The sequence below is a fragment of the Amycolatopsis sp. NPDC006125 genome, from assembly GCF_040614195.1.
GTDB lineage: Bacteria > Actinomycetota > Actinomycetes > Mycobacteriales > Pseudonocardiaceae > Amycolatopsis_E > Amycolatopsis_E tucumanensis.
The window spans coordinates 18875-34465 of the sequence record NZ_JBEXTZ010000088.1; the positions used below are offsets into that span (position 1 = coordinate 18875).

Consider the following 15591-nt stretch of genomic DNA (forward strand, 5'->3'; position numbering starts at 1 on the left):
TGGCTACCTGCCAGTAACCGACCGGGTCGCTTTTCAACATCATCGCGACCGGGCTACAGTGAATCCGTGGCGCGTGCTCTCCTGCTTCGCTGCCGCGACGGGGCCTGATCCTGACCGGCCCCCCGTCGCGGGGCTTCGTCACGCCGCCGGTCGCCCGAAAACCCGGCAGGAGAGTTTCCCAGCAATGACCAGCTCCGATCCCACCGTGAGCCGCATCCGCAAGCCTTCGCGTCCCGCCCCCGCCGACCAGCCCGCGTGGAACCCGCAGCGCGGCAGCTCGATGCCGGTGCACCGCTACCAGCCCTGGTACAAGCTGGTGGAGAACATCGAACTGCCCGACCGCACCTGGCCGGACAAGCGCATCGAGCGCGCGCCGCTGTGGTGCGCCGTCGACCTGCGGGACGGCAACCAGGCCCTGATCGACCCGATGTCGCCCGCCCGCAAGCGCAAGTTCTTCGAGCTGCTCGTGCGCATGGGCTACAAGGAGATCGAGGTCGGCTTCCCGGCCGCGAGCCAGACCGACTTCGACTTCGTCCGCGAGATCATCGAGGACGGCGCGATCCCGGACGACGTGCGCATCCAGGTGCTGACCCAGTGCCGCCCCGAGCTGATCGAGCGCACCTTCCAGTCGCTGGAGGGCGCGCCGCAGGCGATCGTGCACATCTACAACTCCACGTCGATCCTGCAGCGCCGCGTGGTGTTCCGCGAGGAGCGCGAGGGCATCAAGAAGATCGCGCTGCAGGCCGCCGACCTGGTGGTCGAGTACGCGCAGAAGTACTCCGACACCGACTTCCGCTTCCAGTACTCGCCGGAGTCCTACACCGGCACCGAGCTCTCCTACGCCGCCGAGGTGTGCAACGCGGTCACCGACATCTGGCAGCCCACCCCGGAGCGGCCGGTCATCCTGAACCTGCCGGCGACGGTGGAGATGGCCACGCCGAACGTCTACGCCGACTCGATCGAGTGGATGGGCCGCAACCTGGACCGCCGCGACTCGGTGATCCTGTCGCTGCACCCGCACAACGACCGCGGCACCGGCATCGCCGCCGCCGAGCTGGGCTACCAGGCCGGCGCGGACCGCATCGAGGGCTGCCTGTTCGGCAACGGCGAGCGCACCGGCAACGTCGACCTGGTCGCGCTGGGCATGAACATGTTCAGCCAGGGCATCGACCCGCAGATCGACTTCTCCGACATCGACGAGATCAAGCGCACCGTCGAGTACTGCAACCAGCTGCCGGTGCACGAGCGCACCCCGTGGGGCGGCGACCTGGTGTTCACCGCGTTCTCCGGCAGCCACCAGGACGCGATCAACAAGGGCTTCGACGCGCTGCACCGCGCCGCCGAGAAGGCCGGCGTACCGGTGGACGAGTTCCCGTGGGAGGTGCCCTACCTGCCCATCGACCCGAAGGACGTCGGCCGCAGCTACGAGGCCGTCATCCGGGTCAACTCGCAGTCGGGCAAGGGCGGCGTCGCCTACATCATGAAGACCGAGCACCAGCTCGACCTGCCGCGACGGCTGCAGATCGAGTTCTCGCAGGTCATCCAGCGCTACACGGACAGCGAGGGCGGCGAGGTCGACCCGCGCACGATGTGGGACGCGTTCGCGAAGGAGTACCTGGAGCCGCAGACGCCGCTGCAGCTGATCAACCAGCACGTCACCGCGAACGGCGACTACCAGCTGCGCGCCACCGTGCGGGTGGACGGCGAAGAGCAGGAGATCACCGGCTCCGGCAACGGCCCGATCGCCGCGTTCTTCGACGCGCTGTCCACCGTGGGTTACGACCTGCGGCTGCTGGACTACAGCGAACACACCCTCACCCCCGGCGACGACGCCAAGGCCGCGTCCTACATCGAGTGCGCCATCGGCGACAAGGTGTTCTGGGGCATCGGCATCGACCCGTCCATCGTGACGGCTTCGCTGCGGGCGGTCGTGTCCGCGGTGAACCGCGCGCACCGCTGATCGCTGGAGAAGGCCGGCCGCTGGTGTGCGGCCGGCCTTTTTCACGTCAGTTCGCGACCGCGGCGGCGAACATGCCGGGCTGGTAGGAGCCGCCCTGGTTGCGGACGATCACGTTCAGCCGGTTGGCGGCGTTGATCATCGCGACCAGGGTGACCAGCGCGGCGGTCTGGTCGTCGTCGTAGTGCTTGCGCACCTGGGCCCACGTCTCGTCCGACACGCCCTGGTGCGCGTCGGCCAGGCGGGTGCCCTCCTCGGCGAGCGCCAGCGCCGCCCGCTCGGCGTCGGTGAACACCGTGGCCTCGCGCCAGACCGCGACCAGGTTGAGCCGCACCGCGCTCTCCCCGGCGGCCGCGGCCTCCTTGGTGTGCATGTCGACGCACGGGGCGCACCCGTTGATCTGGCTGGCGCGCAACGACACCAGTTCCTGTGTGGACTGCGGCAGGGCGGAGGTGTGCAGCACGGCGGCGACGTTCGCGAACCGCTTGGCGAGCTTGGCGCCGAGCTCGTTGGACATCATGTCGAATCGGGTTTCCACGGCTTCCTCCTCGTGTGGGGAACTTGCTCGAACACGAGGCACCGGCCGTGCCGTGGATGTGACAGTGATGCCCGCCACAGCGTCAGTCGCGGAGCCGGCCCGCTTCGCAGAGCCGGTCGCCTGAGGCGATCTCGGCGAGGTAGCCGCGCAACTCGGTGACCCGGCGCTCGGCCTCGGTCACCAGCCGTCGCGCGATCTCCGCCCAGTCCTCGGGGCCGGGGTCGGGCGGCAGATCGGCGAAGAGGTCCGCGATCTCCCGCACGGTCAGGCCGACGCCCTGCGCCAGCTTGGCCACCTTGATCCGGCACGCCGCCGACCGGTCGAAGACGCGGTGGTTGATCCCGCTCCGCCCGGCCTCGACAACGCCGTACCGCTCGTAAAACCGCACCGCCGAAGGGGCGACGCCCGCTTCGCCCGCGACCTCGCCGACCGTCAGGTTCCCGCTGTCCAACACGTCACCCACTCTGCCGCGACGGTGGGCTTGCCTTCAACAGTGGTTGAACTCGCAGGGTGGGGTCATGGCAGATCACTTGACAGCGATGCGGCCGGCGCCGGTCGCCACTCACCACGAGGACGCCGCGGCCCGCATCGACAGCTGGTGGCGGCTGCCGAGCGCGGCGGCCGCCGACGAAGCCGCGCGCGCGGCGCTGGCGGCGATGCCCCGCGCGGACGGCCTGCTCCGGTTCTCCGTGCTGCGGTCGCCGTCGGAGCCGCTGGTGTTCCTCCAGTCCCTGTGGACCAGCGCCGCCGCACGGGAGCACTACGTTCGGCACGTGGCTGCGAGCCCGAGGGCCTCGGTCGACGACAAGGTGCCCGGCATCGAGCGGGACCGGGCGCTGACGGAGGTGATCGGCGCGGTCACGATCGCCGACGCACCCGCCGCCAAGTGGGTGACCCGACGGCTGCCGGGCACGGACGTCCGCGCGCTGGCCGAGCGGGAACTCGCACGCCTCCGGACCGAACCGGGGCTGGTTCGCGTCGCTGCCGGTGCCGGGGAAGGTGAGGTCGTGGTCGTCGAGGAGTGGGCCGCCTCCGCCTCGCCGGACGGGGTCTTCTACGAGCCGGTCGGCGCCGTCGCGCCGGCGTGAGCCACCCGCACCATGGGGGGCCGGGCGGGGCCCCTGGCCGCGATCGGCGCCGTCGCGCCGGGCTAGGGCTGCTTCGTCACCGGGCGGCCCCGCCGTGCAGCGGGTCCACCACGGTCGCCGACGCCGCCGCCAAGTGCGTGACCCGGCAGCACTCCCAGCCGATCTGCGCCACCGCGCCGGGCTGGGGCTGCTTGGTCACCGCGGGGCCCAGCTTGCAGCAGGTTCCACCACGATCGCCGCCGCCAATGGGTGACCCGGTGGCACTCCTAGGGCTGCTTCGTCACCGCGGCGGCTTCGGCGTGCAGCAGCTCCAGCACGGTGGCCACCGGCGGTCTGGTGCCGGCCCCGGTGCGCAGGACGGCTTCGATGAGCCTCGCCGCGCGGATGCCTGCCAGCGGGCGCCGCACGATGCGGCGCGACCACGTGCCGGCCAGCGTGTACCGCGGCAGCAACGCGATGCCGTGCCCGGCGGCGACCAGCGCCTCGATGATCCGGAAGTCGTTGATCCGCTGCTTGATCTGCGGCCGCACACCGGTCCGCACCGCCAGCGAGCGCAGCACGTCGTCGACCGGGAAGCCGACGTCCACCGAGATCCACTGCTCCCCGGCCAGCTCGGTGAGGTCGACCCGGCGGCGGCGCGCGAGGCGGTGGCCCAGCGGCAGCGCGACGTCCAGCGGCTCGCGCAGCAGCGGCACCACGTCGAGCCGGTCCGGCGGGAACGGCTCGGCGTGCTCGTCCCGGTGGGTGACCACGATGTCGAAGTCGGCGACCAGCCCGGGCACCTCCGCCGGCGTCATGTCGACGTCGCGCACCTCGACCTCCAGGCCCTCGACCTCGGCGAACCGGTGCAGCAGCCCGGGCAGCAGCATCAGCGCCGCGGACGGGAAGATCGCCACCCGCACCCGCCCGCGCGGCAGGCTGCGGAACACGTCCAGCTCGGCCTCGGCCCGGTCCACCGCGGCGATCACCTCGTCCGCCCGCACCACCAGCGCCCGCCCGGCGTCGGTGAGCCGCAACCCCCGCCCCGCCGGTTCGGTCAGCACCAGCCCGACCTCCGCCTGCAACGCCCGGAGCTGCTGCGACACCGCCGACGGCGTGCAGTGCAGCGCTTTCGCCGCCGCCGTCACGCTCCCGCGGTCCGCGAACTCACGCAGCACCCGCAACCTACCGACGTCCATGAAGCAACGCTACACAGTAGGTGCAAACAATCTCGATTGTGCTTCACAGTTGCGGGAGGCACGCTAAAGGAGTGCCGACTCGCGACCGTCTCCTCGCCCTGTTCGTCGTCGTCCTGTGGGGCCTCAACTTCATCGCGATGCACCCGATGCTCGAGCACTTCCCGCCGCTGTTCGCGGCGGCGCTGCGCTTCGCCGTGATCGCGATCCCGACGATCCTGTTCATCCCGCGCCCGAAGGTGAAGCTGCGCTGGCTCATCGGGTTCGGGCTCGGGTTCGGCACCGGCCAGTTCGCGTTCCTGTTCCTCGCGCTGACTCACGGCATGCCGACCGGCCTCGCGTCGCTGGTGCTGCAGGCGTCCGCGCCGTTCACGGTCCTGCTCGGCGGGATCTTCCTGCGCGAACCGCTCTCCGCGCGGCAACTGATCGGAATCCTGGCCGCGGTGGCCGGGATGGCCGTGATCGCCTGGCACCGCGCGGAGAACGCCGTGCTGCTGCCGGTCGTCCTCACTCTGCTCGGCGCGCTGTGCTGGGCCGCGGGCAATCTCTGCTCGCGTCAGGCCAGGCCGGACAACCCGATCCACTTCACGCTGTGGATGTCGGTGGTCCCGCCGATCCCGATGTTCGCGTTGTCCACGATCTTCGAAGGCCCGGCCGTGCAGTGGCAGTCGCTGGTCACGCTGGGCACCGGCGAAGGCCTGCTCGGCCTGGCCGGGTTCGCCTACGTCGTGCTGATCGGCACGGTCCTCGGGTCGAGCATCTGGACCGTGCTGATGCGCCGCAACCCGGCCAACGTGGTCGCGCCGTTCTCGCTGCTCGTGCCGGTGGTCGGGATGTCCGCGGCGTTCTTCGTGCTCGGCGAGACCCCGGCGCTGGTCGAGGTGCTGGCCGGCCTGGTCGTGGTGGCCGGGGTGCTGTACGGCTCGCTGCCGAGGCGTCAGCGCTCGGCGGGCGCGCTGCCCGAACTCGTCTCCTCGTGACGGCGGCCCATCCGCTTCTTGACGACGAGGCTGACCACCACGCCCACCACGACGGCGACCGCCAGCGCGACGTAGGAGAACCGGGACAGCCACTTCTCCGCGACCACGCCGAGCGAGTACACCAGCGCCGTCGTCCCGCCCGCCCAGACGATGCCGCCGAGCGCGTTGGCGAACAGGAACCGCGGGTAGTGCATGTGCAGCGACCCGGCGAGCGGACCGCACAGAATGCGCAGAATCGCGACAAAGCGACCGAAGAAAACCGCCCAGACCCCGCGTTTCCGGAACATTCGCTCGGCGGCCGCGACATGCGCCGGCCCGAAATGCTTGGGGAATTTCCGCCCGGCCCAGTCGAACAGGCGCCGCCCGCCCTTCCGCCCGATCAGGTAACCGATGCTGTCCCCGGCGATGGCGCCGCCCGCGGCGACGGCGCCGATCAGCCAGGGGTCCAGCCCGTCGTGGTGCGATGCCAGGAGAGCCGCGCTGACCAGCACGATCTCTCCCGGCAACGGGATCCCGAGGCTCTCCGCGCCGATCACCACGCCGACCGTGAGGTAGACCAGGAGCGGCGGGATGGTCTCCAGCCACGCGTCGATGTGCACGGTGAAAGCCCCTTCGGATACCCCGGCGAAATTCTCCGTCAGGGTACCCGCGTCAGGGCTCCAGCATTTCGGCCACCGAAGCGGCCTGCGGAATACCCGCATCGGGTGACAACTGCGCGGTCACCAATTCCGGTTTCACCTCGTGCGGCGTGATCCGGCCGGCCTGGATGTCCTCCGCCCAGTGGCAGGCGACCCGGTGCCCGGCGGCGAGCTCCCGCAGCGCGGGCCGCTCGGTGTCGCACTTGGTCTCCTGCCGCCACGGGCACCGGGTGTGGAACCGGCAGCCCGACGGCGGATTGGCGGGCGAGGGCAGGTCGCCGGCGAGCAGGATCTGCTCGCGGCTGTCCTCGACCACCGGGTCCGGCACCGGGATCGCCGACAGCAGCGCCCGCGTGTACGGGTGCAGCGGCTCGGCGTAGAGCGACTCCGAGTCGGTCTCCTCGACCAGCGAGCCGAGGTACATCACGCCGATGCGGTCGGAGATGTGCCGGACGACCGCCAGGTCGTGGGCGATCACCAGGTAGGTCAGGCCCAGCGAGTCCTGCAGCTCCTCGAGCAGGTTGATCACCTGAGCCTGCACGGACACGTCCAGCGCGGACACCGGCTCGTCGGCGACGATCAGGTCCGGTTCGACGGCCAGCGCCCGCGCGATGCCGATGCGCTGGCGCTGCCCGCCGGAGAACTCGTGCGGGTACTTCCGCAGCGAGCTCTCCGGCAGACCGACGGCGTTCAGCAGCTCACGCAAACGCTTGCGCGTGCTCTCCCGGTCCTTGTCCAGGCCGTGCGCCCGCATGCCCTCGATGAGGATCGACTCCACCGACTGCCGCGGGTCGAGGCTGGACAGCGGGTCCTGGAACACCATCTGCATCCGCCGCCGCATCTTCCGCAGCGACTCGCCCTTGAGCGTCGACAGGTCGGTGCCGTCGAACACCGCGCGGCCACCGGTCGGCTCCACCAGCCGCAGCAGGCTGCGGCCCAGCGTCGTCTTGCCGCAGCCGGACTCGCCGACCAGGCCGTACGTCTCGCCGCGCTGGATCTCCAGGTCGACCCCGTCCACCGCGTAGACGTGCCCGACCGTGCGGTCCAGCACGAGCCCGCGCTTGATCGGGAAGTGCACCTGCAGGCCTTCCACGCGCACCAGCGGTTCCGACATCAGCGCACCCCCTCGCCTGCCGCGACCGGACGGCCCACCGGATTGTGGCACCGCAGCATGCCGTTCGAGTCGGGTTCGAGTTCCGGCGTGACCTCCCGGCACAGGTCCAGCGCGTTCGGGCATCGGGGCGCGAACGCACACCCCTGCGACCAGGGGATGTTGTCGGCGACCGACCCCTTGATCGGCACCAGCTTCTCCCCGCGCGGCGCGTCCAGCCGCGGGATCGAGGCCAACAGCCCGTGCGTGTACGGGTGCCGGGCGGAGGCGAACAACGCGTGCCGCTCCGCCCGCTCGACCACCCGGCCGCCGTACATGACGTTGACCTCGTCGCACAGCCCGGCGACCACGCCCAGGTCGTGCGTGATCATGATCAGCGCGGTGCCGGTGTCGCGCACCAGCTCGGACAGCAGCGCCAGGATCTGCGCCTGGATCGTCACGTCCAGCGCGGTGGTCGGCTCGTCCGCGATCAGCAGCCGCGGACGGCAGGCCAGCGCGATCGCGATGAGCGCGCGCTGCCGCATGCCGCCGGAGAGCTGGTGCGGGTACTCCGACAACCGCCGGTTCGGGTCCGGGATGCCGACGCGGTCGAGCAGGTCCGCCGCCTCGACCGTCGCCTGCTTGCGGTCCATCTTCCGGTGCCGTTCCAGCACCTCGGTGATCTGCAGGCCGATCGGGATCACCGGGTTCAGCGACGACAGCGGGTCCTGGAACACCATGCCCAGGTCCCGGCCGCGCCGGTCGCGCAGCTGCTTGTCGGACAGCCGCAGCAGGTCGGTGTCCTCGAACATCACCTGGCCGGTGACTTTCGCGCCGCGCTTGGGCAGCAGGCCCATGATCGCGAGCGCGGTCACCGACTTGCCGCTGCCGGACTCGCCGACCAGGCCGACCGTGCGGCCCGGCTCGACGTCGAAACTGACCCCGTCCACCGCGGTGAACGGGCGGGTTCCCTTGCGGGAGAAGACGACCGACAGGTCGCGTACTTGCAGGAGACTCAACGCGCTACCGCCTGTTCTTCGGGTCGAGCGCCTCGCGCAGCGACTCGCCGAGCAGCGTGAACCCCAGCGCCACCACGACGATCGCGATGGCCGGGTAGAACGCCAGGCTCGGCTTGACGTCCAGCAGGGTCTGGGCCTGTGCCAGCATCAGCCCCCACTCGGCGCGGCTGGGATCGTTGTCGCCGAGGCCGAGGAACGACAGCGCCGCCACGTCGATGATCGACGTCGCCAGCGTCAGCGTCGCCTGCACGACCACCGGCCCGAGCGAGTTCGGCAGCATGTGCCGGAACACGATCGTGCTGCGCCGCACGCCCAGCGCGGTCGCCGCCAGCACGTGGTCGCTCGATCTCTGTGAGAGCATCGCGCCGCGCAGCAGCCGGGCGAAGATCGGCACGCTCACCACCGCGACCGCGATGATGACCGTCCACTGTGTCCCTTGCGAGAACAGCGCGGCCACCGAGATCGCCAGCAGCAGCGAGGGAATCGCGAGCAGGATGTCGGTGAACCGCATCAGCAGCGTGTCCACCCAGCCGCCCAGCGCGCCGGCCAGACCGCCGATGACCATGCCGACCGCCAGCCCGATCAAGGTGGCGACGACACCGACGATCAGCGTCTGCTGCGCGCCGACCAGCAGGCGGGAGAAGAAGTCGTACCCGCGGTGGTCGCTGCCGAGCACGAACCCGTCCATCGGGCCGGGGATGAAGTCCGGCCGCAGGTTTACGCGCAGCTCGTCGTAGGGGATGTAGGGGTTCTTCGGCGCCAGGAACGGGGCCAGGATCGCCAGCAGCACGAACAGGACCGTGATGACCGCGCCGGTGATCGCCACCGGGTTCCGCAGCATCCGCCGGACCGCGTCCGCGGCGAGGCTGGTGCCACCGGCCTCCGCCAGGTCGTCGATGCGTTCGGCCTTGCGCCGCAACATGGAGGTCATCGCACCCGCACCCTCGGATCGATGATGGCGTAGGAGATGTCCACCAGGATGTTGACGACGACGTACACCAGCGCGGCCAGCAGCAGCAACGCCTGCAGCCGCGGGTAGTCACGGCGCTCGATCCCCTGCGCGAGCAGGGATCCGAGCCCGTTCCAGTTGAACACCTTCTCGGTGAGCACGGCCCCGGCGAGCAGCAGACCGGTCTGCAGGCCGATCGTCGTCGACACCGGCAGCAGCGCGTTGCGCAGCACGTGCCGCTGGCGGATCGTCGTCGTGGTCAGGCCCTTGGACTCCGCGGTGCGCACGAAGTCCTCCTGCTGCACGTCCAGCACCGAGGCGCGGGTGATCCGCACGATCACCGCGAACGGGATGCTGGCCAGCGCGATCGAGGGCAGGATCAGGTGCTTGATCGCGTCCCACGTCGCGTCCAGCTCACCGGTGAGCAGGCCGTCCAGGGTGAAGAAGCCGGTGATGTGCGTGGCGTCGATGGTCACGTCCTGGCGCCCCGACGGCGGCAGGATGCCCAGCTTCTGCGCGAACACGTACTTGAGCAGCACGCCGAAGAAGAACACCGGCACCGCGACGCCGACCAGGGTGGTCAGCACGGTGGCGTTGTCCAGGAACCGGCCCCGGTAGCGGGCGGCGAGGTATCCCATCGGGATGCCGAAACCGACCGCGAGGACCAGCGCCGCGAGCGCGAGTTCGATGGTGGCGGGGAAGGCGCGCCCGATCTCGGCGAGCACGGTGTCGCCGCTGATCAGGGACGAGCCGAAGTCACCGGTGACGACGCGGCCGAGGAACTTGAAGTACTGGACGAAGATCGGTTGATCCAGTCCGAGCACGCTGTTCAGGGACGCGACCTTCTCCGGCGTCGCCTTGTCGCCGAGCAGCGCGGTGGCGGGGCCACCGGGCAGCAGGCGGAGCCAGGCGAAGACCAGGATGGAGAGCACGAGGAGCGTCGGGATCGCTTGCAGCAGCCGACGCGTGAGGAATCGGAGCATGTGAGTGCCTCGGAGACCGCACCGAAGCGGGAAAGCGCGCCGGGCGCGCTTCCCCGCCCTCGGTGGCGGAACTCAGCCCTTGGTGACCGTGTAGAAGCGCTCGTCGGTCAGCGGGGTCGGGATCAGGCCCTGGACATCGGACCGCACCACGATCCCCGGCGGCGACGACGAGATCGGGACCGCCGGGACGTACTGCGAGATCAGCACGCTGGCGCTCTCGTAGGCCGACTTCTTGGTCTCCGGCGTCGTCTGGGCGTCGGCGTTGGACAGCGCGTCGAAGATCTGCGGGTTGTCGAAGCCGAACTCCGGCTTGGTGCGCCCGAAGAACGTGCCGACGAAGTTGCCCGGGTCGGCGTAGTCACCGGTCCAGCCGAGCAGGTGCAGGTCGTGCTTGCCCGCCTTCTGCACGGAGTCCTTGTACCCGCCGTTCCACGGCTCCTGGACCACGTTGACCTTGATGCCGACGGCCTTCAGGTCGTCGGTGATCGCGGCGGCGATGTCCACCGGGTTCGGCATGTAGGGCCGGGTGACCTCGGTCGGGACGTAGAAGTTCAGCGTCAGGTCGCTCGCGCCGGCCTCGGCCAGCAGCTGCCGGGCGGTGTCGGCGTTGTAGCTGTGCTTCTCCACCGCGGGCGTGTAGCCGGGCACGTTGTTCGGCAGGAACTGGTCCTGCGGGTAGGCGCCGGACGGCATCCGGTTCTTGACCAGCTGGTCCTTGTTGATCGCGAACTCGATCGCCTTGCGGACCCGCACGTCCTGCAGCTTCGGGTTGTTCTTCTGGTTGATGCCCAGGTACAGGATGTTGAAGGCGGGCCGGATCAGGACCTGGTCGCCTGCCTGCTTGAGCGAGTTGTAGTCCGCCGGGCTCGGGAAGTCGTAGCCGTCGATGGTGCCCGCGGCCAGCTCCTGCTTGCGGGCGTTCTCGTCCGGGATGATCTTGAAGATCAGCCTGGCCGTCTTGGCCTTCTCGCCCCAGTAGTCCTCGTTGCGGACCAGGGTGATCGTGTTGTTGGCCTTGTCGAAGCTCTCGAACTTGTACGGCCCGGTACCCGTCGGGTGGTCCGTGGCGTAGGCCGGGTAGGTGAACGCCTCACCGCTCTGGGTCACGTTGTCGGCGTCGTACTTCTTCAGCGCGTCCGGGCTCGACATGGACAGCGAGGTCAGGCCGAACGCGTCCGGGAAGGCGCCCTTGGCCTTGTTGAGGTTGAGGACGGCGGTGTGCTCGTCCTTGGCCTCGCAGCTCTTGTAGACCGGGTCGCCGCTGATGTCGCCTTCGTTCTGCGCGAAGCCCTCGAAGACGTCGCCGTAGTAGATCATCTGGCTCTGGGCGGCGGCGCCCTTCATGTTGTACCAGCGGTCGAAGTTGAAGCAGACCGCCGCGGCGTTGAACGGGGTGCCGTCGTGGAACTTGACGCCCTGCCGCAGCGTGAAGGTCCAGGTGGTGTTGCCGTTGCTCGGCGTCCACGCCGTGGCCAGGCCGCCCTCCAGTTCGGTGGTGCCCGGCTTGTAGGTGACCAGGGTGTCGAACATCTGGCGGGCGGGGCGGAAGCTTTCGCCGTCGTCGTTGAAGATCGGATCGAAGTTCTTCGGGGCACCGGCCGCGCCGAAGATGAAGGTGTCGCTGGCGCTGTCGCCCGAGCCGCGCTCGGAAGCGCAAGCGGCCGTCGTGACCGCGAGGGCGCCGGCAAGCCCGATCAGGGCGATGCGGCGCAACCCAACTGCCCGCGTTGGGAGCATGGTGGCACTCCTAGGAGAAAGTTCGGGTACGTGATCGACGACCCTAGTCCGCATGTTGGGAATTCGTTAAGCGCGTGAGGTTACGATCGCGCTACGTCAAACCGGACGTGCGAACACATTTGGCTTACGGGGTTACGTTCAGTGCTCACCCTGCGTAAGTTCGGACGAAAGTACTAGGCCGTTCGGGTGTACGTACTGGTGGGTAAGGTCAACGGCGAACCAACCACATTCGAACCTCTGCCACGCGGTCAGCGGGCCTCGAATGCCCTCGCCGTCCCTCGACACTGCCCGTTCGAGCCGAGTTTCGGCGTCCGGGCCCGCGACCCAGCACAGCGCGGACAGGCGGGGCCGGATCGAGGCGCGGCCGGAGGACACCCCTTCGAGGACGACTACGTCGACCGGGTGAACCGTGCGGACGGGCCCCGGCCGCGGCTCACCGGTGGTCCAGTCCAGCGGGCGGTAGACGGCGGGACGGCCCGCGGCGAGCGGGTCGAGGACCTCGGAGACGAGCCGCGGCCACCAGGCGACCGGGTCGTCCCACGTCGCGTAGTGGTCGGTGGCGACGACCGCGGTCGCCGCGCCGCGTGCCCGGAAGTCGGCGGCGAGTCGCGCCGCGAAGGTGGTCTTGCCCGCGCCGGACGGGCCGTCGACGGCGACCAGCCGGACCCGCCCGCAGCGGGGCGGGCCGGCCAGCACGTCGTCGGCCAGCGTCAAAGGGCGCGGCGGCCGGAGAGGGCGCGGCCGAGGGTGAGCTCGTCGGCGAACTCGAGGTCGCCGCCCATCGGCAGACCGGACGCGAGCCGGGTGACGGTCAGGCCGGGGAAGTCCCGCAGCATCCGCACCAGGTAGGTCGCGGTGGCCTCGCCCTCGGTGTTCGGGTCGGTCGCGATGATCACCTCGGTGACCTGTTCCGCGCCGAGCCTGGCCAGCAGCTCGCGGATGCGCAGCTGGTCCGGGCCGATGCCGGACAGCGGGTCGAGCGCGCCGCCCAGCACGTGGTAGCGGCCCTTGAACTCGCGGGTGCGCTCGACGGCGAGCACGTCCTTGGGTTCCTCGACCACGCAGATCAGCGACGTGTCACGCCGGGCGTCCCGGCAGATGCGGCACTGCTGCTGTTCGGAGACGTTGCCGCAGATCTCGCAGAACTGCACGCCCTCGCGGACCTTGCCGAGCACGTCCTGCAGCCGGGCGATGTCGGCCGGGTCGGCGGCGAGCAGGTGGAACGCGATCCGCTGCGCGCTCTTCGGACCGATGCCGGGCAGGTGTCCCAGCTCGTCGATCAGGTCCTGGACTACGCCTTCGTACAACGGGGCCCGCTACTTCAGGCCGGGCAGACCGAGTCCGCCGAGGTCGGGCATGCCGCCGCCACCGCCGAGGGCGCCGGCGACCGGGCCGAGCTTCTCCTCGGTGAGCTTCTGTGCGCTGCTCATCGCGTCCCGCACCGCGGCGACCACCAGGTCGGCGAGCGTCTCGGTGTCCTCCGGGTCGACCGCCTTCGGGTCGATCTGCAGGGACTTCAGCTCCATGCCGCCGGTGACGGTCGCCTTGACCAGGCCACCGCCGGAGGTGCCGGTCACCTCGGTGCGGGCGAGCTCCTCCTGCGCGGCGACGAGCTGCTGCTGCATCTGCTGCGCCTGCTGCAGGATGGCCTGCATGTCGGGCATTCCACCGCCGGGTTGCACCATGATCCCCGTTTCGTCGTGCTGTCCTGTGGGTCCCAGCGTAGCTCGGTCGGCTGTGGCACCGTGTTCGCCGTGCGCAGTCTCGTGGGGTTGGTGCTGAGCGGGGTGCTGCTGGTCGCGGGGTGCTCGTCGCCCGCGCCGCCACCGCCCGTTCCGTCCGCGGCGGCGCGGGTGTCTTCGGTCCCCGCACCGGTGTCGTCGTCGGTGGCCTCGTCGGTCGCGCGGGAGCCGGTGACGGTGGTGCTGGACCCCGGGCACAACGGCGGCAACGCGCGGCGGCCGGACTTGATCAACGCCCCGGTGCCCGCCGGACGCGGCGAGACGAAACCGTGCAACACGACGGGCACCGCGACCGACCGGGGGTACGCGGAGCACGCGTTCAACTGGGACGTGGCGCAGCGGGTGGGTTCGCTGTTGGAGGCGCAGGGGGTGCGGGTGGTCTACACGCGCGCCGACGACACCGGGGTGGGCCCGTGCGTGAACGAACGGGCGGCGATCGGAAACCGAGCCGGCGCGGCGGCGGTGGTGTCGATCCACGCTGACGGCGCGACGTCGGCGGGCGCCCGGGGCTTCCACGTGGCGTACTCGGCACCCCCGCTGAACGCGGCGCAGGGCGCGCCGTCGGTGGAGCTGGCCGAGGCGGTGCGGTCGGGTTTGCTCGCCGGGGGTTTCCCGTTGTCCAACTACCTGGGGTCCGACGGCTTGGCCCCGCGGGATGATCTGGCCGGGTTGAACCTGTCGGAACGCCCCGCGGTCCTGGTGGAGTGCGGGAACATGCGAAACGCCGCGGAGGCCGCGGCGATGTCCAGTGTGGACGGACGAGCCCGCTACGCCGCGGCGATCGCTTCCGGCGTGGTGGCTTTCTTGCGGGAGCACGCGGGTTTCTGATCCCTGGGCGGGTTTGGCTCGTTCCAGGGCATGCCCCACTCCGCGGGGCCAGCGGCTCCGGCACCCCGCGCTGGCCCGCATCCGCAGCCTCTGTCCCACGCCACGCCCGGATTCCGCCGCCTTCCCCCACTCCGTGGGGCCAGCAACTCCAGCCCGGCAAGCCAGCCTGCCCACCGCGCAGCACTGGCCCGCTCCCGCGCCCACCAGCCCCACGCCGTTGGCCCCCAACTGTGGAAGCGGCGCCACGCGCGGAGTCCGCGGCGCTTCGCGCAGCCCCACTCCGTGGGGGCCACCGGCTCAGGCAAGCCGCCGTCGCACAGCACACCGCGTTGGCCCGCTCCCGCGCCACCAGGCCACACCGGGCGCGGCTCCCGCAGCCCTGTACGCAGCCACCGCGCAGCGTGAATCCACTCCCGCAGCACCAGCCCCCACCGGGTGCCGCCCCCGCAGCCACCGCAGCGTTGGCCGCTCCGCGGCCGCCAGTCCACCGGGTGCGGCCCCCGCAGCCCTTCACGCAGCCACCGCGCACCGTGAATCCACTCCCGCAGCACCAGCCCCCGCCGGGTGCCGCCTCCGCAGCCACCGCGCAGCGTGGGTCCACTCCGTGGCCGCCAGCGCGCGGCCTTCCCCGCCGCGGGGGTCAGTCGATCGGCTGTGCGCCCAGGTGTTCGGCCAGCAGGCGGCGCGCCTGTTCCTCCGGGTCGTTCTGCGGTGCGGGCGCGATGTCCGGCACCGGGCCGCCCGTTTCGGCCATCATCGATTCCTCGTCGTCCAATCCCAGCATGGCACGATCGGCGGTCATGGACACCGGCTGGTTCGCCCTGCGCACGTGGCAGGAGCCCGATTTCGACCCCGCTGACCTGGTAC

The 15591-nt window shown here is 70.6% G+C and carries 18 protein-coding genes; 4 read left to right on the top strand and 14 right to left on the bottom strand.

The window, feature by feature from the left end; translation table 11 throughout:
• Positions 1-184 precede the first annotated feature (184 nt).
• Positions 185-1960 (top strand): 2-isopropylmalate synthase, encoded by a 1776-nt coding sequence (leuA, locus tag ABZ193_RS33335; protein WP_020420280.1) that lies wholly within the window; start codon positions 185-187, stop codon positions 1958-1960.
• A 46-nt stretch (positions 1961-2006) separates the two neighbouring features.
• Here the strand turns inward: leuA and ABZ193_RS33340 are convergent, their stop codons facing one another.
• The gene (locus tag ABZ193_RS33340; protein WP_020420279.1) at positions 2007-2495 is read right to left on the bottom strand and encodes a carboxymuconolactone decarboxylase family protein; all 489 of its coding nucleotides are present in this window, start codon (positions 2493-2495) and stop codon (positions 2007-2009) included.
• 82 nt (positions 2496-2577) lie between these two features.
• Entirely contained in the window at positions 2578-2949 is a 372-nt protein-coding gene (locus ABZ193_RS33345) for a MerR family transcriptional regulator (protein WP_202961459.1), read from the bottom strand.
• A 64-nt stretch (positions 2950-3013) separates the two neighbouring features.
• Here ABZ193_RS33345 and ABZ193_RS33350 point away from each other — a divergent pair, with 64 nt between their 5' ends.
• The gene (locus ABZ193_RS33350) at positions 3014-3583 is read left to right on the top strand and encodes a hypothetical protein (protein ID WP_157358681.1); all 570 of its coding nucleotides are present in this window, start codon (positions 3014-3016) and stop codon (positions 3581-3583) included.
• Positions 3584-3659: 76 nt separating this feature from the next.
• Here the strand turns inward: ABZ193_RS33350 and ABZ193_RS33355 are convergent, their stop codons facing one another.
• Positions 3660-3782 carry a hypothetical protein gene (locus ABZ193_RS33355; RefSeq protein ID WP_020420276.1) on the bottom strand — a complete coding sequence of 41 codons (123 nt, stop codon included), beginning with the start codon at positions 3780-3782 and terminating at the stop codon, positions 3660-3662.
• Between the two features lie 67 nt (positions 3783-3849).
• The gene (locus tag ABZ193_RS33360; RefSeq protein ID WP_237335637.1) at positions 3850-4761 is read right to left on the bottom strand and encodes a LysR family transcriptional regulator; all 912 of its coding nucleotides are present in this window, start codon (positions 4759-4761) and stop codon (positions 3850-3852) included.
• 71 nt (positions 4762-4832) lie between these two features.
• Between ABZ193_RS33360 and ABZ193_RS33365 the strand changes: the two genes are divergently transcribed.
• A complete protein-coding gene (locus tag ABZ193_RS33365) occupies positions 4833-5738 on the top strand; it encodes an EamA family transporter (RefSeq protein ID WP_354712685.1) in 906 nt (301 codons plus the stop codon).
• On the opposite strand, the gene ABZ193_RS33370 is transcribed toward ABZ193_RS33365, so the two are convergent.
• The 9 genes from ABZ193_RS33370 to ABZ193_RS33410 form a co-directional block, all read right to left on the bottom strand.
• Positions 5696-6337 (bottom strand): DedA family protein, encoded by a 642-nt coding sequence (locus ABZ193_RS33370; RefSeq protein ID WP_354712686.1) that lies wholly within the window; start codon positions 6335-6337, stop codon positions 5696-5698. The genes ABZ193_RS33365 and ABZ193_RS33370 overlap by 43 nt on opposite strands.
• A 52-nt stretch (positions 6338-6389) precedes the next feature.
• Entirely contained in the window at positions 6390-7490 is a 1101-nt protein-coding gene (locus ABZ193_RS33375; RefSeq protein ID WP_020420272.1) for an ABC transporter ATP-binding protein, read from the bottom strand.
• Positions 7490-8485, bottom strand: a complete 996-nt coding sequence (locus ABZ193_RS33380; RefSeq protein ID WP_020420271.1) for an ABC transporter ATP-binding protein — start codon at positions 8483-8485, stop codon at positions 7490-7492. The genes ABZ193_RS33375 and ABZ193_RS33380 overlap by 1 nt, the downstream gene beginning before the upstream one ends.
• A gap of 4 nt (positions 8486-8489) precedes the next feature.
• Positions 8490-9416, bottom strand: a complete 927-nt coding sequence (locus tag ABZ193_RS33385; RefSeq protein WP_020420270.1) for an ABC transporter permease — start codon at positions 9414-9416, stop codon at positions 8490-8492.
• Positions 9413-10417 carry an ABC transporter permease gene (locus ABZ193_RS33390; RefSeq protein ID WP_354712687.1) on the bottom strand — a complete coding sequence of 335 codons (1005 nt, stop codon included), beginning with the start codon at positions 10415-10417 and terminating at the stop codon, positions 9413-9415. The genes ABZ193_RS33385 and ABZ193_RS33390 overlap by 4 nt, the downstream gene beginning before the upstream one ends.
• A 72-nt stretch (positions 10418-10489) precedes the next feature.
• Positions 10490-12154, bottom strand: a complete 1665-nt coding sequence (locus tag ABZ193_RS33395; RefSeq protein ID WP_237335633.1) for an ABC transporter substrate-binding protein — start codon at positions 12152-12154, stop codon at positions 10490-10492.
• Positions 12155-12292: 138 nt separating this feature from the next.
• The gene (locus ABZ193_RS33400; protein WP_020420267.1) at positions 12293-12850 is read right to left on the bottom strand and encodes a uridine kinase; all 558 of its coding nucleotides are present in this window, start codon (positions 12848-12850) and stop codon (positions 12293-12295) included.
• Positions 12851-12864: 14 nt separating this feature from the next.
• Entirely contained in the window at positions 12865-13461 is a 597-nt protein-coding gene (gene recR, locus ABZ193_RS33405) for a recombination mediator RecR (protein WP_017985548.1), read from the bottom strand.
• A 9-nt stretch (positions 13462-13470) separates the two neighbouring features.
• Positions 13471-13839: a YbaB/EbfC family nucleoid-associated protein gene (locus tag ABZ193_RS33410; RefSeq protein WP_026153601.1), complete on the bottom strand. Its 369-nt coding sequence runs from the start codon at positions 13837-13839 to the stop codon at positions 13471-13473.
• Between the two features lie 60 nt (positions 13840-13899).
• Between ABZ193_RS33410 and ABZ193_RS33415 the strand changes: the two genes are divergently transcribed.
• Entirely contained in the window at positions 13900-14724 is an 825-nt protein-coding gene (locus ABZ193_RS33415; RefSeq protein WP_354712688.1) for an N-acetylmuramoyl-L-alanine amidase, read from the top strand.
• Positions 14725-15364: 640 nt separating this feature from the next.
• On the opposite strand, the gene ABZ193_RS33420 is transcribed toward ABZ193_RS33415, so the two are convergent.
• Positions 15365-15591 (bottom strand): hypothetical protein (locus ABZ193_RS33420; RefSeq protein WP_354712689.1); only part of this gene is annotated, 227 nt, incomplete at its 5' end.

Coding starts and splice junctions, on each gene's coding strand:
- leuA (WP_020420280.1), top strand. CDS start 185: ATGACCAGCTCCGATCCCACCGTGAGCCGCATCCGCAAGCCTTCGCGT.
- ABZ193_RS33395 (WP_237335633.1), bottom strand. CDS start 12,154: ATGCTCCCAACGCGGGCAGTTGGGTTGCGCCGCATCGCCCTGATCGGG.
- ABZ193_RS33385 (WP_020420270.1), bottom strand. CDS start 9,416: ATGACCTCCATGTTGCGGCGCAAGGCCGAACGCATCGACGACCTGGCG.
- ABZ193_RS33350 (WP_157358681.1), top strand. CDS start 3,014: ATGGCAGATCACTTGACAGCGATGCGGCCGGCGCCGGTCGCCACTCAC.
- ABZ193_RS33375 (WP_020420272.1), bottom strand. CDS start 7,490: ATGTCGGAACCGCTGGTGCGCGTGGAAGGCCTGCAGGTGCACTTCCCG.
- ABZ193_RS33360 (WP_237335637.1), bottom strand. CDS start 4,761: ATGGACGTCGGTAGGTTGCGGGTGCTGCGTGAGTTCGCGGACCGCGGG.
- ABZ193_RS33410 (WP_026153601.1), bottom strand. CDS start 13,839: ATGGTGCAACCCGGCGGTGGAATGCCCGACATGCAGGCCATCCTGCAG.
- ABZ193_RS33390 (WP_354712687.1), bottom strand. CDS start 10,417: ATGCTCCGATTCCTCACGCGTCGGCTGCTGCAAGCGATCCCGACGCTC.